Here is a 23,329-nt window from a genome sequence, read left to right as displayed (position 1 = left end):
CTCCTGAGAATTACCGGGGTTAATTACTGCAGGTTGAACACCTTGAAGCGCTCCGAGTTCAGTTTGACCTCGGCGCTTCCGCTGCCGTAATAGCTTACCCCTACGTTAACATTGGTTCCTGAGTTATGGGTTTGCTTGTACACCTGGCGGGTTCCCTCAGAGTCAGTAACATTTATAACAACCTGGTATTGTTTTTCTCCTGTAGGCAGGGTAAACTGCAGGGTTTTGGTCTTGGCGGTAGCCTTGGCGCCGTTGCTGACTACCAGATTGACGGTGCTTCCCTGCTCAATCAAGATCCCTGAGGCAGTATCCTGAGATATTACAATATCTTTTTTGTAGGTGTTGCTGTCCTGCCTTTTTACCGGACCTAAAACCAGTCCCTTCTCAGTCAATCTATCTTCAGCCTCATCCAGACTCAAACCCTCCAAGGCAGGCATGGGAACCTTGGGCGGGGTCTTGCCTTTGCTGATCAACAAATTCACTTTGGAACCCTTGGCAGCTTCCCCGCCGCTTGGGCTCTGGGAAATAACCTGACCGAGCTGATAACGATCATCATAATTCTGATCAGTTGTTCCCACTTCCAGCCCGTTGTTACGCAGCTGAATCTCGGCATCCCCCTGTGGCAGGCCGACCACATTGGGAACCTGCACCATCTCCGGACCTTTGGACAATATTACCGAGATTTCCCGGCCTGTTTTCACGGTCTGCTCTGGGGCCGGCTCTTGCGAAATAATCAGATCCTTTTCAACCTCATCGCTGAAATTACGTCCGGCCACCGCTATTTTTAGATTCAAAGCCGCCAATTCTTCGGTGGCTTCTTTCAATTCCATACCCTGCAGATTGGGAACCTGAACCTCTTTGCCGAATATACTGCCGCCCATCACCCACCATATACCGGATAACAAGCCTAGAATAGCCACGGCGATGATGGCCATCCCGGCCGGGCGTATTTTGCGCTTGGTAGCCGGGATTTTATTACTGGAGTTAATAGGACTCATTATTAAGGTAGTCCCGTTGCGATCCTTTCTCACTCTGCTTACTGATTCGTCCAGATTTATGAGCGCATTGCGCATCTCCTCGGCGCTGCCAAAACGGTGTGCGGGCAGTTTTTCCATAGCCTTCAAGGTTATGGCGGAAAGGGCGTTTCCTACTGCGGGATTGATTTTTTCCGGGGGGATGGGTTCATCGTGAATGTGCTTCAAAGCCACGGTAATAGTGCTCTCCGCATCGAAAGGAGGCTTTCCGGTCAGCATTTCGTATAAGACACAGCCTAGAGAATAAATATCTGTTGCCGGGGTAACCGGTTCTCCTTTGGCTTGTTCCGGGGAAATGTAGTGAACGGTTCCCACCAGATCCCGGGCGAAGGTGAGGGTTTTCTTGTTGATGGCCTGCGCGATGCCAAAATCGGCTACTTTAACAATGCCTCTTTTGGTGATAAGAATGTTATGAGGTTTGATATCACGATGTATTATGCCATTCTCATGGGCATGGTGTATGCCTTCGCAGATCATGATGGCGATCTCCGCAGCTTTATCTGCGGGTAGCTGGACTTCCGCGGCAATGACTTCCTGCAAGGTCTGGCCCTCGATGTATTCCATAACGATGTAATGAATATTGCCTTCCTGGCCAACGTCAAATATATTTACGATATTGGGATGTGATAGGCGGGCTGCGGCCAGGGCTTCGGTTTTAAAGCTCTGCACGAAAACCTGGTCCTGTGAATATTCCTCTTTAAGGATTTTGATCGCCACAATGCGATCCAGGCTTTTGCAGTGGGCCTTGTATACCGTGGCCATGCCGCCTTCTCCTACCTCCTCAAGGAGTTCATACCGTTCGCCTAGAATCATATCTTTCACTCTCGTAACCTCCTAGTCGATGAGTAGAAGTATGAGGGTTATATTGTCATAACCACCTCGGGCCAGTGCAGTTTGAACCATTTCCTGAGCGATTTTATCCAAATCATTGGTATAATTCCGATAGATCGCCAGCATATCCTGTGGAGTCAATAAATCACTAAGTCCATCACTGCAGATCAAAACCGCATCACCGGGAGATAGGGGAACCTGGCAGCTGTCAACCTCCACCCGGGGGGCAATGCCAATAGCCCGGGTCAAGATATGATTATAAGCGCTGCTGCGGGAGTCCTCTTCACTGAGCAATCCCTTGCTCACCATCTGCTCAGCCAGGGTGTGATCCCGGCTGAGCTTTTCAATCTGATTATTGCGGATGCGAAATAAGGCGCTATCGCCAACATGGCCCATAAAAAGCCGATTTTCCCATACTAACGCCACTGTGGCAGTGGTTCCCATGTCGTGCAGATCCGGATTGGTCTGACTCTCTTCCCAAACCTTGAGATTGGCCTGCTGTATGGCGCCTTCCAATGGGGTGATAGACTGGCCTGGAGGATTTTCTTTTATCCAGGCGTGAATTGTGCGTACTGCCAAGCGAGACGCCACATCACCGCCGCGATGCCCTCCCATTCCGTCACAAACCGCAAATAAGCCCCTGGCGGTGTCGACCAGGTAGCTATCTTCATTTCTCGGCCTAATTTTACCGGTATCTGTTACTACACTAACTTTCATAATCCACCCTGACCTGCCGGATTGGGCACAAAACCCATTAACCCGTATATTAGAGGATGGTTTTCCCCCGTCCCCATTTAATTTGGCTTCACCGCCAGCTGCCCACAAGCCGCTTCGATGTCGCCGCCATGTTCTTCACGTATACTCACGTTCAAGCCCAGGGCCGCCAGCCAGTTATAAAATTGCTTTACCCGGCTGGGGTCCGGTTTGCGGTACAGTAAACCACCTACTTCATTATAGGGAATTAAATTAACATTAGCCAGTAAAGGTTTTACCAGCTTAGCCATGTTTTCCGCGTCCTTGCGGCCGATATTAACCTCATCGAGCATAATGTATTCAAAAGTAACCCTGCGCCCGGTTTTTTCAACATAGGTTTTTATCGCAGCCATCAAAGTCTCCAAAGGGTATTTCTTATTTATAGGCACCAACTCGTCGCGCAGCTGGTCATCAGCGGCGTGCAGGGAAACGGCCAGGGTGACCTGCAAATCCTCCTCGGCCAACCGCAAAATGCCGTGGGCTTCTCCACAGGTGGAAATGGTGATATGCCGCTGTCCCAACTGGATTCCACGCGGATCATTCATTATCTGTATGGAGCGAACCACTTGAGCAAGATTGAGCAAAGGCTCACCCATGCCCATAAAGACCACATTGGTTATCAATGGCTCCTGGGGGTTTTTTAGGCGGCGTCTGAGTTCCCGCCGCGACCCTAAAAGTTGCCCCACGATTTCGTGGGCGGAGAGGTTGCGCTGAAACACACCCTGCCCGGTTGCGCAAAAAGCGCAGCGAAACGGACATCCCACCTGGGAAGAAACACATAAAGTGTAGCGTCCGTTCAAATTGGCAGACTGGGGGATCAATACCGTCTCAATCCTTTTTTTATCATTCATTTCCATCAGGAATTTGCGGGTGCCGTCTTCCGAGACCCGTTGTTTTAAGACCCTGGGTATGGAAATAAATGCTTTGTCATCAAACTGCTGCCTGATCTCGCGCGGGATATCACTCATTTCATAGAAGGAAGAAGTATCTTTTATGTATATCCAGCGGTGCAACTGGCGGCCGCGAAAACGCGGCTGTCCCTGGCTAACTGCGAAATCTTCCATTTCCAGCATGTTCATCCCCAGGAGCTCGATTTTTTCAACACTATTCATGTCCTAATCTCCTCAATAAAGCGTAAAACATGCCGTCACACTGATATCGGCCCGGCCTTAAAGTAAGGCATCCCCTTCGGGCCGCTTCGATGTCCTCTGCCGTTAAGGGGAAAAAACTGATCTTTTCCGCAAATCCCTGCACAGCAAAAGGGGCTTCTTTCAGAAATCGGGCTACCACCTGCTCGTTCTCAGCCGGATTAAAGGTGCAGGTGCTGTATAAAAGCAGTCCATCGGGCTTGAGCAGTCCGGCCGCAGCCTGTAGCAAACGAAACTGCAGCTGCGGCAAGTTCTTGACCTCTTCCTGGCTCAGGCGCCATCTGGCGTCTGCACGGCGGTTTAAGACCCCCCATCCCGAACAGGGAGCATCCAATAGCACCCGCTCGGCCTGGGGAAGGTCCGGCTCAAGCTGTAATATATCGCTTTGCAGCGGGGTCACATGGTTGATCCCCAGCCTCCGGCAATTGGCTTTCAGCAGTTCCAGCTTATGGGAATGCCTTTCCACCGCTATTACTCTACCCCGGTCGCCCGTCATTTCAGCCACATGGGTGCTTTTGCCACCCACTCCGGCGCCGAGGTCATATACCAATCCCCCCGGAGGCGGTTCAAGAAGGGCCGCAGCCAGCATGGAACCTTCATTTTGCAGGTAGAACAGGCCCTGCTTATACGAATCGAGCTCGATGACGGGCTGTTTCAAATCTCTGATGTGGACTGACCAGGGGGTATAACTGCCCGCCTCAGCCCGCACTCCCTCTTGCTTGAGACGGTCCAACAGATCTTCCCGGCCAATCCGTAGCAGATTGCTGCGCGCCGCCACTTTAGGGGGGGAGTTTAAATAGATCAAAGCCCCCTCAACCTCGGCGCTATCTGTCAGGCTAAGGAATTCCCGCACCAGCCAGTCCGGATAGGAGTATTTGACCGCCAGATACTGCAATTCATCTTCAGCCGGGATTTGAATCTTCTCCCGGCTGCGCAAATAATTGCGCAATACCCCGTTTACCACCGCACCCAGCCTTTTTCCGGCTTTTAGGTTGGCCATTTTCACTGCGTCGTCTACGCAGGCATAATCAGGAATGCGATCCATAAACAGCAGCTGGTATAGTGAAATGCGCAGTATATTGCGCACCCAGGGCTGCTGTTTGGCGACCGGTTTGGCCAAAAACAAGTCAAGCACCCAATCCAGGTGCCTGACCATACGTACGCTTCCATTCACTATCTCGGTAACCAGGTGGCGGTCTACCCAGGCCAAGGTGCTCTTGCGCAAAGTGCGTTCCAAGGCCAGATTGGCATACTGGCCTTTCTCGAATACCTCGTATACGATCTGCAAGGCGGTCAAACGCGCCTGTTTACCTGAAGCTGCCGGGGTTGATTGGTTCCCGTCACGGGTTGAAGACTTTTTAATCGTCATTTCCCCCTGTAAAAATCAATAAATAATACAACAGGTTGGATACTGCGGAAATGGTGGCTGCTAAATAGGTTAAAGCCGCCGCTCCCAGGACTTGTTTTATCATGGGGATTTCATCGTTGCTCACCAAACCGGCCGAGCTCAGTTCGGCTACCGCCCGCTGCGAGGCGTTTATTTCCACCGGCAAAGTAACCACATGGAAAAGCACCACCAGGCTGAACAAGATGATTCCTCCCAGGATCAAGCTGGGGCTTCGCAAGATGAAACCCAGAAACAGTATGGGAAAGGATGCCGAGGACGCGAAATTGCTTACCGGCACTATACTGTGGCGCAGTTCCAGAAGTCCGTAACGCTGGTGGTGCTGAATAGCATGCCCGCTTTCATGGGCGGCCACACCTATAGCCGCCAAGGAATTGCTGCCGTAGACCGTTTCGGAAAGGCGCACCGCATGAGCCTGCGGATCATAATGGTCTGACAATGAGCCGGCTACAGCTTCAATGGCGATGCTGCCCATCTGATTGCGGCGCAGTATGGTCGCTGCGGCTTCCCGGCCGGTGATGCCCCTTTGGGATCTCACCTGCGAATATTTTTCGAAGGTGGATTTGATCTTAAACTGCGCATAAAGTGATAAAGCCAGGGCCGGTAAAATAAAAAGCAAATAAGTCATCAGAAGCCTCCTTTGCTAATTGTCAGCAGAGCTTTTTCTATCTCTGCCACGTCAACATCAGTATTCACACAAGGACCATTGGGTCTGCAGTTGAGCACCCCCAGGACTGGAAGTTCACCGGTGTCCTGAATTCCGGAGGACAAATCTCGTTCGCAGGCTATGGCGATTACCGCCTTGGGGTGGTTTTCTCTAATCCATTTTCTGGCCAGGGTGCCGCCGGTAGCGACTCGCAGTTTGACACGGTACCGCTCGGCTAATTCTCTTAAATCGCTGATTTTGCACTTCCCGCAATTCTTGCAGTTGTTGACATCTACCGTGATCTTGAACTTGCATTCCGAATTCTGCAGGCAGTGGGGCAGCAAGATCATTATATCCTGAGTTCTTAAAGCCAGTTTTTTATTCCCTACCAAATAGTTATTCACCGAAATATATGATTTGAGGATTTTTTCTTTTTCTATGCCAAAAAATTTGCCGGTCAACAAAGCCAGAGGAAACAGCATTTCATTGGCCCATTGGGTTAAGTTCTCCAGCGAGGGCACAGTTTTAGAGCGAATAATCATGATCACGATACCCAGAATGCCGATTCCCAAAATGGCAAATATCACCGCTGCTATAAGCGCCAGGCTCAAAAGTACCACCTGGTTGACCAGCGCTTCACGGTTGGCGAATAGGTACCAGACCAGAGCGGCTATCCCGATCACCATGATCAGGCTGACACTCAGCAGACCGATATAAAGACGTTTTTTGGCTTGCATCACCCAGCCCTCAGCTTCCCAGGATGAGGCCTGCTGGTATGCGCTGACCCGCCGCGAAATCGCGGGCCGGCATGCGCTTGCGGCCTTCTTTTTGCACTTCCAACAATTCCACCAGCCCCTGCCCGGTTTGCACCAGGAAACCGCTGCCGGTAGTCTTTACCAGACCCGGCGTACCTTCGTCGCTAAGGCTGGTCACCCGGCTCTTATAAACCTTGAGCTTGTTTCCCTCTATGGAGGTATAAGCGCCGGGCAGCGGACTCAAGGCCCGAATCTGATTATGAATTTGCTGGGCTGTCATCTGCCAGCAGATCAGTTCATCATTGCTTCTCAACACCGGTGCGTAGGTAGCCTGACTGGAGTCCTGTTTTTCTCGAGCCGCAGTACCGTCAGCGACGGCTGCGATTGTCTCCAGCAATAAATCAGCCCCCACCTCAGCCAACCTGTCGTGCAGTTCCCCATAATCGATATCACCGTCAATGGGCACTGTGGCTTTTTTTATCATGTCCCCGGTATCCAGACCCTGGTCCATGTACATGGTGGTCACCCCGGTCACGGCTTCCCCGGCCATCAGGGCGCGTTGTATGGGGGCCGCCCCCCGGTAACGGGGAAGTAAGGAACCATGTACATTGATGCATCCATGTACGGGCAGCGACAGGATACGCGCCGGTATGATCTGCCCGTAAGCCACCACTACAATCATTTCCGGCTGCCATTCGCTGATTTTGAGCAAGGCCGGCTCGGAGTCAATCCTGGCGGGCTGAAACACCTCCAGGTTTTGCTTGACGGCATACTCCTTTACGGGGCTAAAAGCTAGTTTATGCCCCCGCCCCCGTGGTTTATCGGGCTGGGTTATAACCCCCGCTATTTCCTGCCCGGATTCGAGCAAGGCTTGCAAGGCTGGCACCGCAAATTGTGCTGTTCCCATAAATACAATCTTCAATTCGAAATCCTCATCGTTCTCTCCTGGTTTCAATGGCCTTGTCAATGAACAGAATGCCGTCTAAATGATCAATCTCATGCTGCAAGGCCTTGGCCAATAAATCACTGCCCTCAATCTCGACTTCTTCACCCTGGCGGTTTAAACCCCGTACTTTGACATACAGGGAGCGTGACACCCGCCCTATTATGCCGGGTACACTCAAGCAGCCTTCAGTGCCGGTCTTCTCACCTTCCCGCTCGATTATTTCGGGGTTGATCAACTCAATAAACTGTTCCCCGGTATCAATCACGATCAGGCGTTTTAAGACCCCAATCTGCGGGGCTGCCAACCCCAGGCCCTCTTCAGCATAGAGGGTGTCGCGCATATTATCCAGAACCCGTAGTATGCCGTCATTGATTTTGGCGACAGCCGCGGAACGGGTCCGCAAGGTTTCATTGGGCAGTTTCAACACTTGGTATACAGCCATTAAACACTCTCCTTACATAACAACGGTTAGTTTTATTGCCCCTTTTTAGTCTATAAGGTTGACATCGGGTCTATATCTATCTCTATGCGCACACCCGGCGGATATTTCAACCGCTTGAGGGAGAGCCCAATACTGCTTAATAAAGAACGGTTTTGAGCTTTTATCATTATCTGTTGCCGGTATTTCCCGCGCAGACGGGAAATGGGGCAGGGTGCCGGCCCGAGAACCATGATCTGATCTTCTTTGGCATCTATTATCTCATAAATCCATGAAAAAATGTCTGCGGCTGTTTGCTGGGCCCGTTTTTCCTGTCCATCCCAAACCACTATACGCATGATATGGGTAAAGGGCGGGTATTGCAAAACCCTCCGCGACTCAATCTCGGTGCGATAAAAACTTTCGTAGTCCTGGGCGGCAGCCATCTGGATCACTGCATGCTCGGGATTGTAGGTCTGTATCAAAACCTCTCCCGGGTCTTGCCCGCGTCCGGCCCGTCCGGATGCCTGTACCACCAGCTGCAGGGTGCGTTCGTAGGCACGAAAATCGGGCAGGTTAAGGGTAATATCGGCATCCACGATACCGACCAGGCTTACTCCGGGATAATCCAATCCTTTGGCTACCATCTGGGTGCCGATCAAGATATCTATCTGGCGCGTTTTCATACTATTTAATATGCTTTTTTGAGCCCCGGACTTGCGACTGCTATCCATATCCAGGCGTCCGACTCGAGCGTCGGGAAATAAGGCGGCTGCTTCTGCTTCCACTTTTTGTGTGCCATAACCCAGAGGGCTAAGAGCCGGCAGGCCGCAGGCAGGGCAGACCTCAATTACCTCCTGTTGGTAATCGCAGTAATGGCATAAATAACCATTGCTGTCCTGATGATAGCTCAATGACACTGCACAGTGCGGGCACATAAGACTTTGGCCGCACATACGGCATATAGTTACCGGTGAATAACCACGCCGGTTCAAGAACAGTATGGTCTGTTGGCCTTGCTCCAATCGTGCGGATATAGCCTCCCTGAGTTCAGCCGATATCGCACTATGCCGCCCCTGACGATAATGCCGGCGCATATCTATAATCGTCACCCGCGGCAAACGGGCGGGGGCGATGCGGCCTGACATAGTCAATAGCCTGTACTCGCCCTTTAGAGCTTTATAATAGCTTTCCAGTGCCGGGGTGGCACTGCCCATTATCACTGTCGCCTGCTCCAGCCGGGCCCGGGCCAGAGCAACCTCCCGCGCATGGTAACGCGGGGTTTCTTCCTGTTTGTATGTGGATTCGTGCTCTTCATCCAGTATAATCAGGCCCAGCCGGGTCAGCGGAGCAAAGAGCGCTGAGCGGGTGCCCAAAACCACCTGGGCGCGCCCGTCTTGAATCTGCAGCCAGGCCCGATAACGCTCGCGGTCCGGCATTTGACTGTGCAGCACCACCAAGTCCGGAAAGCGAAGGCGATAAACCTGTTCCAGATGCCTGGTCAATGCTATTTCGGGGACCAGCATGATAGCTTGCCGGCCGCAGTCTATCACTTTTTGAATAGCTTGAAGATAGACCTCGGTTTTCCCGCTGGCTGTAACCCCGTGTAAAAGCCAGGCGGTAAACCGGCTTTTTTCCAGACTGGGCTCAAGCGCAGTCATAACTGCCTGCTGTTCTGCGGTCAAAATTTGTTTCCCGGCTGCAGCAACAGCTGCGGGGGCGGTCAGGCGCAGCCAGCCTTTTTTCAGCAAAGCCTCCAGGCTGGATTTGGGCACTATTTTTTCCAGAGCCCGGGCCTCGACTAAACCCTTTTGCCGGCAGATATGCAAAGCTTCAGCCTGCCGGGGGGCTTTTTTGGATAATAAAGCTTCATCCTTTTCCGGGTCAAAGTCGCCAAGCGCGTAATATCGCTCCGGCAGCGGCGTCTGCATTTTATAATAACTGGATAGTGTGATCCAGCCTTGTTCCGCCAAAAACTGCAGCTCATCCTGGCCTAAAAGGGTTAAAGCCTGTTGATATCCCAAAGGCCCGAAACACCACAGCTGCTCCATGAGCTCCCTGGCGGAGGAGCTGATTTCCCGGCTGTCATGCCTCTCATCAGGCTCTACCAAGGGCACTACCACCTGCCCTCGCTTGCGGTGCAGGGGTCTGGGCAGCATGGCGCCTAAGGCTACTGAAAGCGGGCATAAATAGTCGGCAGCCATCCATTGAGCCAGGTCCAGCATCTTGGCGTTGATGACGGCCTGTTGATCGAGTACCTGCAAGACCGGCTTCATGGCCTGCCCTATATCCGGGGCGCCATCGGCCACTACATAGCCTTCAGCCACATGGGCCCCCAGTTTAACCAGAACGCGCCTGCCAAACAGCTCCTGCTCGGTTATATGATCAGGCACCCGGTAGGTCAGATAATTGTCCATTCGGGAACTGGGCAGATTAATGAGAACTTGCACACAACGCATTTCTCAGATCCTTTTCCGTTGATGGGTGGCAAAAAACGAGACCGCAGATGGATGCGACCCAGCCCCGGGGGCTGTTGACGTCGTCATGAACCTGCGGCACAGTCTTCATTTAAGACTATATCTATAATCCGGCCTGCTGTCTTAACGCCTCGGCTTTGTCGATATGCTCCCAGGTGAAATCGGGATCATTGCGGCCAAAGTGGCCGTAAGCCGCAGTCTTTTTATAAATCGGCCTTCTTAACTGTAGATCCTTTATGATGGCCCCGGGGCGGAGATCAAAATTATTCTCTATCAACTCAATTATTTTCTCATCGGAAATCTTGCCGGTGCCGAAAGTCTCAACCCTTACCGATACCGGGCGGGCCACCCCGATGGCGTAAGCCAGCTGAATCTCGCAGCGATCGGCTATTCCGGCTGCAACGATGTTCTTGGCAACATAACGGGCCGCATACGCAGCCGAACGGTCTACTTTGGTGGGGTCCTTTCCGGAAAAGGCCCCGCCTCCATGGCGGGCCATACCGCCATAAGTATCAACGATGATCTTGCGTCCGGTCAGCCCGCAGTCTCCCTGCGGACCGCCTATCACAAAACGGCCGGTCGGGTTGATATAATAACGGGTATTCTCATCCAACATGGCTGAGGGTACAACCGGCTTTATGACATGCTCCAAAACATCCTTCTCAATTGTGGCATGATCCACTTCCGGATGGTGCTGGCAGGAAACCACGACGGTGTCGATGCGCACCGGCTGGTTGTCGACATACTCCACGGTAACCTGTGTCTTCCCGTCGGGGCGCAGGTATTTGATGATCTGTTGATTGCGCACCAAAGAGAGCCGCTGTGCCAGCTTATGGGCCAGTGATATCGGCATGGGCATCAACTCTTCAGTCTCATTGCTGGCATATCCGAACATCATCCCCTGGTCGCCTGCGCCCAGGTTTTCCTGATCATTATCCTTAATATCACCGGCTTTGGCTTCCCAAGACCGGTCTACCCCCAGGGCTATGTCGCCAGATTGTTCGTCTAAAGAGGTAATTACAGCACAGGTCTCCGAATCGAAGCCAAATTTAGCACGAGTATAACCGATACCCCGAACGGTTTGCCTTACCAGCTTGGGAATATCCACATAGCAGTCAGTGGTAATTTCCCCTGAAACCATGACCAACCCGGTGGTTACAAGGGTTTCCGCCGCCACCCGGCCATAGGGATCCTGGGCCAGAATGGCATCCAGTATGGTGTCGGAAATCTGGTCCGCAATTTTATCGGGATGCCCTTCAGTCACAGATTCGGATGTAAATAAAGTCTTGGTCACCCTGGCTCATCTCCTTAATAATGGTTTACATCAGATCGATCACTTTATCGATAATGGCAGCGGCCACATCTCTCTTACTCATCTTGGGCAAAGCTTCGATCTCGCCATTGCAGTCAATCATGGTCACTATGTTGGTGTCAATGGCAAATCCAGCGCCCTCCATGGTGATGTCATTGGCTACAATAAAATCCAGATTTTTGGCAGCCAGCTTCTTGCGGGCATTATCCAATACATTTTCGGTTTCAGCGGCAAAGCCTACCATTATCTGGCCGGGTTGCTTGTTGGCCCCCAGGGTTTTAAGGATATCGGGAGTCCCTACCAGTTCGAGTACCAGGGTTTGACCTTTATCGCCAGTTTTCTTTATCTTCTGATCCGCCGCCCGGGCTACAGTGAAATCTCCTACTGCCGCTGCGCCGATTATTATATCGCAGGCCGGCTGGTATTTAACCATAGTTTCACACATCTCCTCGGCTCCCCAGACTGAAACCAGCTTAACCCCTTCCGGCGGGCTTAAATGAGTCCGTCCGCTGACCAGTATCACGTCAGCTCCGCGCATAACCGCTTCTTCGGCAATGGCATATCCCATTTTACCGGTGCCGCGGTTAGAAATAAAACGCACCGGGTCAATGTTTTCACAGGTTGTCCCGGCATTTACCAGAACTCTTTTTCCCATTAGATCAGTTCGCGGATACAACAAGTGTTTGATCTGTTGATATATAAGATCGACCTCGGGGAGCCGGCCTTCACCCGTAACCCCGCAGGCCAGCAGTCCGGTTCCGGGATCCATAAAATGAACGCCCGCATTAATGAGCTTTTTAATGTTCTCCTGCACCATGGTATTCCTGTACATATTGGTGTTCATGGCGGGAACCACCAGAACCGGCGCGGTGTTGGCCAGAACTATGGTGGAGAGCAGATCATCCCCCCAGCCGTGAGCCATCTTGGCGATAAAATTGGCGGTAGCGGGTGCAATCACCAATAGATCTAATTGCTCCGCCACTCCGATATGCTGCACCTTCCATTCCTGTGACTGTGCCCACATATCAGTCAATACCTCTCGCCCTGACATGGTCTTCATCGTCAAAGGGGTGATAAACTGTGTGGCCCCTTCCGTCATGATGACAATGACATCAATACCCTGGTCATCCTTTTTTAATTTGCTGATCAGGTCTGCAATTTTATAAGCCGCAATGCTTCCGGTTATACCTATTCCTACTGTCTTTGGCATGTCAGGCCTCCTTGAGCGTAGCATCCGGCAGTAGTTCCACACTTATCTTGCCCTGGCTGATCTCTTCCAGCGCTTCTGTGACCATGGTGGATAAACGGTTGTTCTCATTGCTCTTGTTTTGTTCTGCCAACACCCGGGCGCGCTTGGCTACCGCCACCACGACCGCGTATTTGCTGGACGCAATCTGCATAATATCTTTGGTAGAAGGAGGTATCATGAGCAATCACTCCAGATTCAAGTTTTTCCTTTTACAACGTTCCGCAGTAATAATTGAACGAACTTTTTCAACCGCGTCCTCGATGCGGTCGTTTACTACCACATAATCATAGTATTTCATATGGGACATTTCCTCTTGGCAGGCTCCTAGCCGGATTTGAATACTCTGCTCGGAGTCGTTGCCCCGGCCGCACAAGCGCCTGGAAAGCTCTTCAACCGTGGGCGGGGAAATAAAAATAAATACCCCTGCGGGCATTTTTTTCTTGACCTGCAAAGCCCCTTGAATGTCGATCTCCAATAACACGTCATTTCCCTGTGACAGCATGGCGGTCACAAAATCTTGGGGCGTACCGTAGAGGTTGCCATAAACCGAAGCCCATTCCAACAGTTCACCATTGTCTATCATCTGTTGAAAACGGGCCGGGGTGGTGAAGAAATAATCCTGGCCATCGATTTCGCCCTCCCGCGGCGGACGGGTCGTCGCAGAAATGGAAATCTGCATATCATCAACTTGCGGCAAAACCGCGCTCCTTACTGTGCCTTTGCCTACTCCGGACGGCCCGGATATTACAAAGAGGATGCCCTTTCTGGTGATCAATTACAAACACTTCCTAATAAGGTTAGACTTCTTCATTGATATCCTTGGAAGTCAGACGATTGGCAACCGTTTCCGGCTGAACGGCTGAAAGGATCACGTGTGCGCTGTCAGCTATGATAACCGCCCTGGTTCTGCGGCCGTAAGTGGCATCAATGAGGATGCCCTTTTCTCTGGCTTCCTGAATAATCCTTTTGATCGGCGCTGATTCAGGGCTGACTATCGCAACGATACGATTGGCAGCAACTATATTGCCGAATCCGATATTAACTAATTTGATATCCATATTACCCGGATAAACCGGTTCACCTCCTAGTTATTCAATATTTTGCATTTGTTCGCGAATCTTCTCCAGTTCTGCTTTGACTTCAACCACTACACGATTCATCTCCAGGTCATTGGCCTTAGAAGAAACCGTATTGATCTCACGGAACATCTCCTGTACCAGGAAATCGCATTTACGTCCTACCGATTCGTTCGAATTCATTAATTCTTCCAAATGCATAACATGGCTTTTAAGCCGAACCAATTCTTCAGTAACATTGATTCGATCGGCGAATAATGCGGCTTCCTGCAGTATACGCTGTTCATCGACGGCTTCATTGGCAAGCATTTCGGTGATACGGCTTTTCAGCTTGGTCTGGTATTCCTGCACAACTAGCGGGGAGCGGGCTTCCAAATTCTCAACGGCCCGTAAAATCCCCTCATTACGCGCCAGAATGTCCCGGGTCAGGTTGATGCCTTCGCGGGTGCGCATTTCGATCAGGCTCGTCAACGCTTGGCCTATAGCCTCTTTTACCACCTGCCACACCATCTCCAGGTTTTCTTCCTCATCCTCCAGGCTGAAAACCTCAGGTAGCCTAAATACGTCAATTACGCTTATTTCCGGTGAAATATTTAGATTTTCTGCTAATTCCTTCAAATAGTTATAATAAGCTAAAGCCAATCCTTTGTCAACCTTAATAGCCCGCCGCGAATCATCGGTTTTTTCAATGGTCAAGCTGATTTCGATACGCCCCCGGGTGAGCTGATTTTTTATCTCTTCCTTGACCTTTTCCTCCAGGATGCTGTAGCGCCGCGAGGTTCGTATATGAACATCCAGAAAACGGTGGTTGACACCGCGCATCTCACAGCTGACTACATAACCTTGACCGCGGATCTGGCTGCGACCAAAGCCGGTCATACTTCGTACCATGCTGCACAACCCTTCTATTGATAGTAAATGAGATTCGGCAAATTATCCCACCGAATGCCTATTATTATACACTATTAAGAAAAGGTATGCCCACGAATTGACTATATTAGTCACGCGGCTAGCCAGCGCGGGCTCAAGACCTGCTTCCACAGATAGTTTAAATAACGCCACAATAGCTTGCTGCCGGTTAAGGTGAGAATGAAAAGCCATTGCCAGCCATTGAGGGCGCAGGTGGAGAAAATGCTCTGCAAAGCCGGCACATATAAGACTGAAAGATGCATGGATATGGAAACACCTACCGCCATGACTAAAAAGCGGTTGCCGAAAAAGCCCAGCTCGAATGGTGAGTAGCGTTCAGAGCGGCACTCGAATACATAAGACAACTGCGCGAAAACCAGTGTGGTTAAAGCCATGCTGCGGGCCAGAATGAGCGGCTCGGCAAGATTGAGCCAGGAGGCTGCGGCCATGCCCACAACAAAGGCCAGGAGGGTGACTGCTGCAATATAGGAGCCCCGGCCAACGATGATCCATCCCAACCTCCGGGCAAAGATATTTTCATTGCGCGGGCGGGGCCGCTGGTTCATAATACCCGGTTCGGGCGGCTCCAGGCCCAAAGCCATCGCCGGCAAACCATCGGTTACCAGGTTTACCCACAGGATTTGAATAGGCAGCATAGGCATGGGCATAGCCAATAGGGAGGCCAGAAACATCACCAGAACTTCACCGATATTGCAGCCCAACAGATAGCGGATGAATTTGCGGATGTTATCGTAAATGGCCCGCCCTTCGTGCACCGCTTTAACAATGGTGGAAAAATCATCGTCGGTCAGAATCATTGCCGCGGCTTCTTTGGTTACATCAGTACCGGTGATTCCCATGGCGACGCCGATATCAGCCGCCTTCAATGCCGGAGCGTCATTAACGCCGTCACCGGTCATTGCTACCACATGCTGCCGGGTTTGCAAGACTTTTACGATGCGATGTTTATGCTGCGGCGAAACCCGGGCAAAAACCCGTGATCCTACCGCACCGGCATAAAGCTCCTGGTCTCCCATGTTATCGATTTGAGGTCCGGTAATAACCGCCCCGCCGCCAATACCTACCTGTGCAGCGATGGCCCGGGCAGTAAGGGGATGGTCACCGGTGATCATCACCGGGATGACTCCGGCCTGTGTACACTGCTGTACAGAGTGGACTACTCCCGGCCGGGGCGGATCCACAATCCCGCAGATACCGAGCAGAATTAAATTTGATTCCAAATCGTTGTCACTTATGGTTTCGGTTTCCTTCAGACTTACCTCGCGAAAGGCAAAACCCAGAACCCGCATGGCCTCATTTGCCCACTCATCCTGCAGCAGCCGCAGCTCTTCCCGGTTTTCAGGCCTGATGGGGATGGCATGACCCTTTGCCATCACCATCGTACACTGGGGCAAAAGTGCGTCCAAAGCGCCTTTGGTCAGCACCTGCGGGTTGCCCTCGCCTACAGTGACCACACTCATCATCTTGCGTTCCGAGTCGAAGGGATACTCCCTGACCCGGGTGCGCTCCCTTTCGCTAAGCCCGGCTTTTATGGCTAAAACCTTTAAGGCTCCTTCAGTGGGGTCTCCTTGTATGATATCTTCACCATAAAGCTTATCTGTATAAGCATTGTTGCAATAATAGGCTGCCTGCAGCAACTGTTTTAAAGTTTGATCGGCTGTGGGCAGAAAAGGCTGCCCATTCCATAAGAACTCACCTCTAGGGGAGTAGCCTTCGCCTTTCACCTCGACCAGCCTTTCCAGAGTCGCTACTTTTTTGACCGTCATCTTATTCTGCGTCAGGGTTCCGGTTTTGTCAGAACAGATTACAGTGGTGCAGCCCAGGGTTTCGACCGCGGAAAGGCGTCTTACAATGGCGTGGTTTTTAGCCATGCGCTGTACTCCCAGGGCTAAGACGACTGTGACAATGGCCGGCAAGCCTTCGGGAATAGCGGCCACTGCCAGACTGATTCCGGTCAAGAGCATGGTGATCAGATCTTCGCCTCTGTATATTCCCAGCACAGCTACTGCGCAGCACACCAGGAGGCAGATGATGATCAGCATTTTGCCCAGCTGATCGAGTTTTATCTGCAGCGGGGTGGGGGCTGGCTTGGTTTCTGCAATCATCTGCGCAATCTGTCCCATTACAGTGCGCATACCGGTGTCAACTACTATGGCAGTGCCCCGTCCGCGGGTAACTGCAGTGCCCATAAAGGCCATGTTAACCTGATCCGCCATAGGAGTTGAGGCCGGCAGAATTTGATGGGCCTGTTTGCCAACCGGGATGGATTCGCCGGTTAACGGGGCTTCATCGATCTCCAGATTACTGGTTGCGGCCAGACGCAGATCAGCCGGAACCTTGTCTCCCGTTTCCAAGAAAACCACATCTCCTGGAACCAATTCAGCGGCTGGTATTTTACAGCGCTGACCCTCCCTCAAGGCCATGGCATAAGGTGAAGCCATTTTCTTTATTTCGTCCAGGGAACGTTCAGCGCGATATTCCTGGACAAAACCCAGGAGGGCATTTAAGATCACAATTGCCATGATGGTAATGGCATCCGCCATATTGCCAACCAGTCCGGAAATGACCGTTGCGCCTAGCAACACCAAAACCATGGTGTCGGTAAACTGGCTCAGCAATATGGCCAGGGGGTTTTGTTTATGTCCTTGCTCCAGGATATTGGGATAGATTTTCTGCAGGTTTCGAACTTGCTGCGCAGAGAGCCCGCTTTCAAGTCCAGTGTGAAGTTTTGATACAGTTTGTTGGACAGAGGTTTGGTGCCACAGTGTTTGACTCATGATAGGCCCCCGTTTGCTTTTTTAGAATAGTTATTCAAGCAATCGGGGCGTAAGAACGGGAGACATGCTGGAGGATTCTTGACAACTCTTGCCAGATCAGCCGTCTGCAGATGTGAATCCTTGTCAAGGGCTTTTTATCTTGTAGATGTACAAGCAGGAGAGACCGGCCTGGCAAGGCCTAAGGGTTGTTCCAAACCGGTAAATAAAAGCCGTATTTTAAGCGGAAAACGCTGCAGCCAGTTGTTGGCACTCGCCTTCGCCAAAATACTGTTCATTCACGGCAGTAATAAAATAGCGCTGGTTGGAGAGATAAGACCGGCCTGGCTCAGGTAAATCAAAGATACCGTAACTCTTGAGCACAAATTCACTGACCCGCTCGCCCATGAGCAGGACAAAATGCGGATTCAATATATCGATTTCTTCGATTAAATAGGCCAAGCAGTGCAATATCTGTGTGGTGTCGGGTGTAACCGGCACTCCGTTGCAGGGCTGTTTGGTCAGTATGCAGTTGTAGTCTTTATCCAGGAGTTTGCTTGGAGTATAACAGCATACACTATGCCGGGTTGAGCAAGCCTTGGGGGTGCAGCGCGTCATGAAGGTGTGATAAATCTTTTTAACACCCAGGCAGTTTTTAAGCAGCCTGCGCAGTTCTATGATCTGTTCCAAATCGCTGGTATACTGGTTTTCGCCTTCGAATACAATCATTATATCGGGAGACAACTCCCCCTTACCCATAGCCGGCCGACGCACACAATGCAGTTGTTCAGGGCAGCGTCTGCAGTCACAAATTCTATCCTCTAAAGCGATTATACGGCGAATATTCTCTTCCCTCAGCCCATTAGCCAATATTAATCCTCCCCGCCCCTGGATCTTCTCTTCTATCTATTACTAATTAGGGTCGTTCTACTCGGGAAGTGGTCTCAGTCTATTTTATAGAGGTATTCTCTGGTACGCTGGTTTATGCCCCAGGTCGCGTCTGACAATTTATTGGTTATGTAGCTGCGCAGGTTATCATCCAATTCAGGATCAATCTTGTCCATGATCAGGTAAAACACACGCAGAACATCATTCATATTCATCATCAGGCGCCTGGCAGGAGCCTTCTTCAATATGTCTTCTTTTCTGCCATAAAAAGATATCATCCTCTTTATAACCCAGAGGATTTCCACATTAGACCAGGACTTTTGCTGTAATAATTCATCAAGCAAAGCATCCGGTCCTTTGTTATACTCGCGTTCTTCCATGGCTTTCCATTCCAGGCTGCCAAAAATGGTTTGCGGCAAGAAAAATATGGATTCGGTCTCGTCTGGCAAATTGTATTCCCCCATTTATGGAATTATGCGTTTGGCACCGTAATAGGTTCTGGCATAGAAGCCCTCTGACAACGATGAATAAATCACTCCACCACTGCTCGGCGAACTGGAGTGGATGAACTGCCCGCTGCCGGTATATATCCCCACATGGTCGATACTGGAGTTATAGCATTTAAAGAAGACTAAATCTCCAGGCTGCAGGTTGCTTTTAGCCACAGCTGAACCTAATCCATATTGGGCTGCAGCAGTACGCGGCAGGTTGTATCCATTCTGTTTGTATACATACTGTGCGAAACCGGAACAATCAAAACCTCCGGGGCCGCTGCCGCCATATTTATACGGGGTGCCCAGGTATTGCGCAGCTGTTTTGAGTATACGCATTGCATCACTGGGTGCTCCGGAACGAGATACTGCAACCGGTTCAGGAAGAATGCGCAAAGTAACCCCTGCATCTAGGATGTCACTTTGAAGATTATTTATTTGCATCAGGTAGGGAACCGATATGCCAAACTGTGCAGCTACCTTGGCTAGGCTGTCTCCGGGTTGAAGCACATACTGTTGTTCCGATGGAGAAGTCGTTTGAGCCGCAGCGGGAGGGGTGGTTTCGGGAACAACAGTCGTAGGAGAAGCTTGGGACGGGGCTTTTTTGACCAGAAGGGTTTTGCCGACCTGTATTAAATCGTTCTGCAACCCGTTCATGGCCTTGAGTTCGTCCACCGTCATGCCAAACTTAAGGGCAATACTGCCCAGACAGTCACCGGGTTGGATCACATATGCCGCATTTCCTGAAACGGCCGGAGCAATGGCACTAGTCGAACTGCTGGAGCTGCTGAGCTTTAATACATCACCGATTTGAAGATTGTCGCTTTGCAGCTTATTTAATGTTTTAAGATATTCAACTGTCACACCATTTTGATTGGCAATTTTCCATAACGAATCACCAGATTGCACTGTATAGGTCAATGGTTGAGCATTGGTCAGGGCCACGGAGGAACCAACCCATAATAAAGCGCTTAGTGAAATTGCTACAATTTTTCTCAAGATGTCCTACCCTTTCCAGAATATTACCAATAATGTAGTATATTCTACAGGGCAAGGAAATCTTCCTGCAGGGAAGGAGATTTTATTGTCTTTTTAGATTTAATTCGCTATAATAAGTCCTGATTTTCGCCATGTAGTCGGGGTTGACGCCGCAATATCCCAGGCGGTTTCGCCAGGTTTCACCGGGGTTGCCATGGAAATCGGAACCCCCGGTCACCAATATGCCCCTTTGTTCTGCCAGGGCGATAAAATATCCGGTTTCCTGAACAGTGTGCTCGGGATAAAAAACCTCCAGGCCTTCCACTCCCATATCCAGTATCTGGGCTACTAATTTGGGTTGCCGCAACAGTCCGGGATGAGCCAGAACGCTTATACCCCCGGCGGCATGGATCAAATCTATAGCCTTTTCCGGAGTAAATCTGTAGCGCGGCACATAAGCCGGGCGGCCCCTGCCGATATACTTGTTGAAGGCCTCTCGAATCGAGAAAACATAGCCTTTTTCCATCAAGGCCATGGCTACATGAGGCCGGGCAATCAGATCTTTCTGGGCCAGCTTCTGCACCTGTTCAAAAGTTATGGCATAACCCATATCCCGCAAGCGAGCTACCATGCGTTGAGCCCGTTCGAAGCGGGCCGCTTTGATCAGTTCAAGATCTTTAAGCAGCTGCCGGCATTGAAAATCCACAAAATACCCCAGAATATGTATTTCTCCATCTTCAACTTCCGTGTTCAGTTCAATGCCAGAAATCAATTCCAGATCAAGCTGTTCAGTTTCCAGGCAAGACCAGGCAGCCGGCAGGCCTTCTACAGTATCATGGTCGGTTATGGCGATTCCCGGCAAACCCATCCGACACGCCTGACGAAGCACTTCGGCTACCGGCAACACGCCATCTGAAGCACTGGTGTGAACATGCATATCATAAAACATACGTTTACCTCTTAAATAATTAGCTTGGGGTCAGATTGTTTTTAACCTGTTTAATAGATTATATAATACATGGCCTGCTCATGCAGCGAATACCTTACTCAGGAAAACCGCAGCATTGTCGTGCAGGATGGCCTCTACTTCCTGATGAGTAAAACCGCGCCCGTTAAGCCCCGCTGCCAATAGCGCATAATCTTCAACACCGCTTAATAGCAATTCGTCAGCCCCGTCGAAATCAGAACCCAGAGCGACATGTTCAACCCCGACCAAAGACGAAATATAATCGATATGATCCAGCAGACGGTTCAGATTGGGATTATTGGTATCAACAAAGTCCGGGACCAAGTTTACACCGATGATACCCCCATGCTCGGCCAGGGTCATGATCTGATGATCGCTCAAGTTGCGGGGATGGTCGCATATGGAGCGCGCATTGGCATGTGAGACCATTACCGCCGGACTATATCGTTCCAGGGCTTGATAATAACTGGTCTCCCCCACATGGGCCAGGTCTAAAATACTTCCCACAGCCTCCATCTCATTGAGCAGACGCTGGCCAGCGGAAGTCAAACCGGCAGGATCAGGATCTAAAACCCCGCCGGCAAAAGCATTGTTATAATTCCAGGTTAATCCCAGACTGCGCACCCCCATATGATGAAACAACGGCCAAAGGCCGGGGTCTTGGCCCAGCGCATCCGCTCCTTCCAGATGCAGGATAAGGGCCATTTCATCTCCGGCCCGGGCTCTGGCCAGATCCTCATATCCTGCAATCGCCCGGGCCTTTACCGGCCCGCTCAGATTGGCCCGGAAACAAGCGATCTGCTGCAAAATCGCCCTTAAAACCGCATTATCGTCCTGGTTATGGCTGAATAGGGCCAGGAATTGCGCTGTCACCCCGGCCTCTAAAGCCCTGTCAACATCAAAGTGAAATGGATTGCGCCGCAGCGAATAACCGCTATTGACCAGCTTTGATAAAGTGTCGCAATGCAAATCAATCAATACACTACCTCCCGTTGCTCCATGGCGGGCCATGGGTTTGATCTTCAAAAACAAAAACCTGCTAAGAGCAGGTTAATAGTTTGATATCTCTAGTTTCTTTGGAACAAGCTTGACTGAACCATTTATCTGGGCTCGATTATGAGCTTTATCGCAGTTCTCTCCTCGCCGTCTATCATAATATCAGTAAAGGCCGGTATGCATATCAGATCCATACCGCTGGGAGCAACGAATCCTCGCGCTATTGCTATTGCCTTAATTGCCTGGTTAATTGCACCCGCTCCAATGGCTTGTATTTCTGCAGCTCCTTTTTCTCTAAGAACGCCTGCGAGTGCTCCTGCCACAGAATTTGGACTGGATTTAGCTGAGACTTTTAATACTTCCATCTAATAACCTCCTCCTCATATCTTTATATATAGACGCGTTGCTCTCCTACATCTATATTCTAAATGGAAGTATCAATTCCTCCTTTTGGCAATAAATGTGTTGGATAAATTTTCACATTTATTCGCTCAGTATCTTCGAGATTCTCATGATTTTGCCGACCTGGTGGGAATCATCATCCAGCGTCAGGACCACCCCTTCCAACTGCACCTTCCCGCCGGCTACTTCCAAACGAACCGGTCTCCCGGTAAGAAATTTCTGCAAAACCTGTTCTTTTTTCATACCCAGAACGGATTCATAGGGGCCGGTCATGCCTAAATCGGTTATGTATGCGGTTCCCTGGGGCAGGATGCGCTCATCGCTGGTCTGAATATGGGTATGGGTCCCCAAAACCGCCTGAACCCGGCCATCAAAATAATAACCGAAGGCTACCTTCTCCGAGGTGGCTTCGGCATGAAAATCCACGATTATGATATCAGCCTGGTCCTTAATATCAGCCAATGCATCATCAACAGCAATAAATGGGCAATCGAGCGGAGGCAGGAACACCCGGCCCGAGGCGTTGATCACTGCTATTCTGGTATTAAAACCCGCAGTGTAGACGTGGTATCCTTGACCGGGGCAGGGGCCGGGATAATTCAACGGCCTTACCAAACGGGGCTCATCGTCGATAAATCGCAGGATATCTTTGTTATCCCATACATGATTGCCCATCGTAAGTACATCGATTCCCATAAAAAGCAGTTCTTCCATGACATCTCCGGTTAAGCCCCGGCCTCCGGAGGCATTCTCCGCATTGGCAATCACAAAATCAATCTGGTACTGCTGCTGCACGGCAGGCAGCAGAGCCTTGACAGCGCGCCGTCCAGGCCTTCCCACAATGTCTCCAATGACTAAAATGTTCAAAATCCAA

At 50.8% G+C, this 23,329-nt stretch carries 23 protein-coding genes; all 23 read right to left on the bottom strand.

Translation table 11 applies throughout. The features are described 5' to 3' along the window. Nucleotides 1–23: 23 nt before the first annotated feature. A complete protein-coding gene (locus B2633_RS04040; RefSeq protein ID WP_483169395.1) occupies nucleotides 24–1,847 on the bottom strand; it encodes a protein kinase domain-containing protein in 1,824 nt (607 codons plus the stop codon). Between the two features lie 21 nt (nucleotides 1,848–1,868). Beyond that, complete coding sequence (locus B2633_RS04035) at nucleotides 1,869–2,582, bottom strand: Stp1/IreP family PP2C-type Ser/Thr phosphatase (RefSeq protein WP_483169309.1); 714 nt, start codon at nucleotides 2,580–2,582, stop codon at nucleotides 1,869–1,871. 77 nt (nucleotides 2,583–2,659) lie between these two features. Continuing rightward, the gene (gene rlmN, locus B2633_RS04030; RefSeq protein ID WP_483169308.1) at nucleotides 2,660–3,730 is read right to left on the bottom strand and encodes a dual-specificity RNA methyltransferase RlmN; all 1,071 of its coding nucleotides are present in this window, start codon (nucleotides 3,728–3,730) and stop codon (nucleotides 2,660–2,662) included. Continuing rightward, nucleotides 3,723–5,135, bottom strand: coding sequence for a 16S rRNA (cytosine(967)-C(5))-methyltransferase RsmB (rsmB, locus tag B2633_RS04025; protein ID WP_483169307.1), 1,413 nt, complete (start codon nucleotides 5,133–5,135; stop codon nucleotides 3,723–3,725). Before rsmB ends, rlmN begins: the two co-directional genes overlap by 8 nt. Then, nucleotides 5,125–5,799 carry a zinc metallopeptidase gene (locus B2633_RS04020; protein WP_483169305.1) on the bottom strand — a complete coding sequence of 225 codons (675 nt, stop codon included), beginning with the start codon at nucleotides 5,797–5,799 and terminating at the stop codon, nucleotides 5,125–5,127. The genes rsmB and B2633_RS04020 overlap by 11 nt, the downstream gene beginning before the upstream one ends. After that, nucleotides 5,799–6,554 (bottom strand): DUF116 domain-containing protein, encoded by a 756-nt coding sequence (locus B2633_RS04015; RefSeq protein ID WP_483169303.1) that lies wholly within the window; start codon nucleotides 6,552–6,554, stop codon nucleotides 5,799–5,801. The genes B2633_RS04020 and B2633_RS04015 overlap by 1 nt, the downstream gene beginning before the upstream one ends. Before the next feature lie 10 nt (nucleotides 6,555–6,564). Further along, on the bottom strand, nucleotides 6,565–7,494 hold the full coding sequence (gene fmt, locus B2633_RS04010) for a methionyl-tRNA formyltransferase (protein ID WP_483169301.1): 930 nt from the start codon (nucleotides 7,492–7,494) through the stop codon (nucleotides 6,565–6,567). A gap of 10 nt (nucleotides 7,495–7,504) precedes the next feature. After that, on the bottom strand, nucleotides 7,505–7,960 hold the full coding sequence (def, locus tag B2633_RS04005; protein ID WP_483169299.1) for a peptide deformylase: 456 nt from the start codon (nucleotides 7,958–7,960) through the stop codon (nucleotides 7,505–7,507). Nucleotides 7,961–8,010: 50 nt separating this feature from the next. Further along, nucleotides 8,011–10,395: a replication restart helicase PriA gene (priA, locus tag B2633_RS04000; protein ID WP_483169297.1), complete on the bottom strand. Its 2,385-nt coding sequence runs from the start codon at nucleotides 10,393–10,395 to the stop codon at nucleotides 8,011–8,013. Nucleotides 10,396–10,516: 121 nt separating this feature from the next. Further along, nucleotides 10,517–11,707, bottom strand: a complete 1,191-nt coding sequence (metK, locus tag B2633_RS03995) for a methionine adenosyltransferase (RefSeq protein ID WP_483169295.1) — start codon at nucleotides 11,705–11,707, stop codon at nucleotides 10,517–10,519. A gap of 25 nt (nucleotides 11,708–11,732) precedes the next feature. Next, entirely contained in the window at nucleotides 11,733–12,935 is a 1,203-nt protein-coding gene (coaBC, locus tag B2633_RS03990) for a bifunctional phosphopantothenoylcysteine decarboxylase/phosphopantothenate--cysteine ligase CoaBC (RefSeq protein ID WP_483169293.1), read from the bottom strand. Nucleotide 12,936: 1 nt separating this feature from the next. Beyond that, a complete protein-coding gene (rpoZ, locus tag B2633_RS03985; RefSeq protein ID WP_481038484.1) occupies nucleotides 12,937–13,152 on the bottom strand; it encodes a DNA-directed RNA polymerase subunit omega in 216 nt (71 codons plus the stop codon). Between the two features lie 6 nt (nucleotides 13,153–13,158). Further along, on the bottom strand, nucleotides 13,159–13,746 hold the full coding sequence (gmk, locus tag B2633_RS03980; RefSeq protein ID WP_481043150.1) for a guanylate kinase: 588 nt from the start codon (nucleotides 13,744–13,746) through the stop codon (nucleotides 13,159–13,161). A 25-nt stretch (nucleotides 13,747–13,771) separates the two neighbouring features. Next, nucleotides 13,772–14,032 carry an extracellular matrix/biofilm regulator RemA gene (remA, locus tag B2633_RS03975; RefSeq protein ID WP_481038483.1) on the bottom strand — a complete coding sequence of 87 codons (261 nt, stop codon included), beginning with the start codon at nucleotides 14,030–14,032 and terminating at the stop codon, nucleotides 13,772–13,774. A 30-nt stretch (nucleotides 14,033–14,062) separates the two neighbouring features. Continuing rightward, nucleotides 14,063–14,941, bottom strand: a complete 879-nt coding sequence (locus B2633_RS03970) for a YicC/YloC family endoribonuclease (protein WP_483169291.1) — start codon at nucleotides 14,939–14,941, stop codon at nucleotides 14,063–14,065. Nucleotides 14,942–15,051: 110 nt separating this feature from the next. After that, a complete protein-coding gene (locus B2633_RS03965) occupies nucleotides 15,052–17,757 on the bottom strand; it encodes a cation-translocating P-type ATPase (RefSeq protein WP_483169289.1) in 2,706 nt (901 codons plus the stop codon). Between the two features lie 216 nt (nucleotides 17,758–17,973). Continuing rightward, a complete protein-coding gene (locus B2633_RS03960; RefSeq protein ID WP_483169287.1) occupies nucleotides 17,974–18,603 on the bottom strand; it encodes a hypothetical protein in 630 nt (209 codons plus the stop codon). A gap of 74 nt (nucleotides 18,604–18,677) precedes the next feature. Beyond that, nucleotides 18,678–19,070, bottom strand: a complete 393-nt coding sequence (locus B2633_RS03955; RefSeq protein WP_483169285.1) for a hypothetical protein — start codon at nucleotides 19,068–19,070, stop codon at nucleotides 18,678–18,680. A 15-nt stretch (nucleotides 19,071–19,085) separates the two neighbouring features. Next, nucleotides 19,086–20,111 (bottom strand): C40 family peptidase, encoded by a 1,026-nt coding sequence (locus B2633_RS03950; protein WP_483169283.1) that lies wholly within the window; start codon nucleotides 20,109–20,111, stop codon nucleotides 19,086–19,088. An 82-nt stretch (nucleotides 20,112–20,193) separates the two neighbouring features. After that, nucleotides 20,194–21,039, bottom strand: a complete 846-nt coding sequence (locus B2633_RS03945) for a PHP domain-containing protein (protein ID WP_483169281.1) — start codon at nucleotides 21,037–21,039, stop codon at nucleotides 20,194–20,196. A gap of 78 nt (nucleotides 21,040–21,117) precedes the next feature. Continuing rightward, nucleotides 21,118–22,083: a dipeptidase gene (locus B2633_RS03940; protein ID WP_483169279.1), complete on the bottom strand. Its 966-nt coding sequence runs from the start codon at nucleotides 22,081–22,083 to the stop codon at nucleotides 21,118–21,120. A gap of 74 nt (nucleotides 22,084–22,157) precedes the next feature. Next, nucleotides 22,158–22,418 carry a stage V sporulation protein S gene (locus tag B2633_RS03935; RefSeq protein WP_054694695.1) on the bottom strand — a complete coding sequence of 87 codons (261 nt, stop codon included), beginning with the start codon at nucleotides 22,416–22,418 and terminating at the stop codon, nucleotides 22,158–22,160. Nucleotides 22,419–22,536: 118 nt separating this feature from the next. Then, nucleotides 22,537–23,322 carry a TIGR00282 family metallophosphoesterase gene (locus B2633_RS03930; RefSeq protein ID WP_483169277.1) on the bottom strand — a complete coding sequence of 262 codons (786 nt, stop codon included), beginning with the start codon at nucleotides 23,320–23,322 and terminating at the stop codon, nucleotides 22,537–22,539. Between the last annotated feature and the right edge of the window lie 7 nt (nucleotides 23,323–23,329).

This window comes from Syntrophomonas sp. UBA1041, from assembly GCF_002316705.1.
Lineage (GTDB): Bacteria > Bacillota > Syntrophomonadia > Syntrophomonadales > Syntrophomonadaceae > DTU019.
Note: the sequence above shows the minus strand (reverse complement) of the source record. Positions and strands in the feature narration are given on the sequence as shown.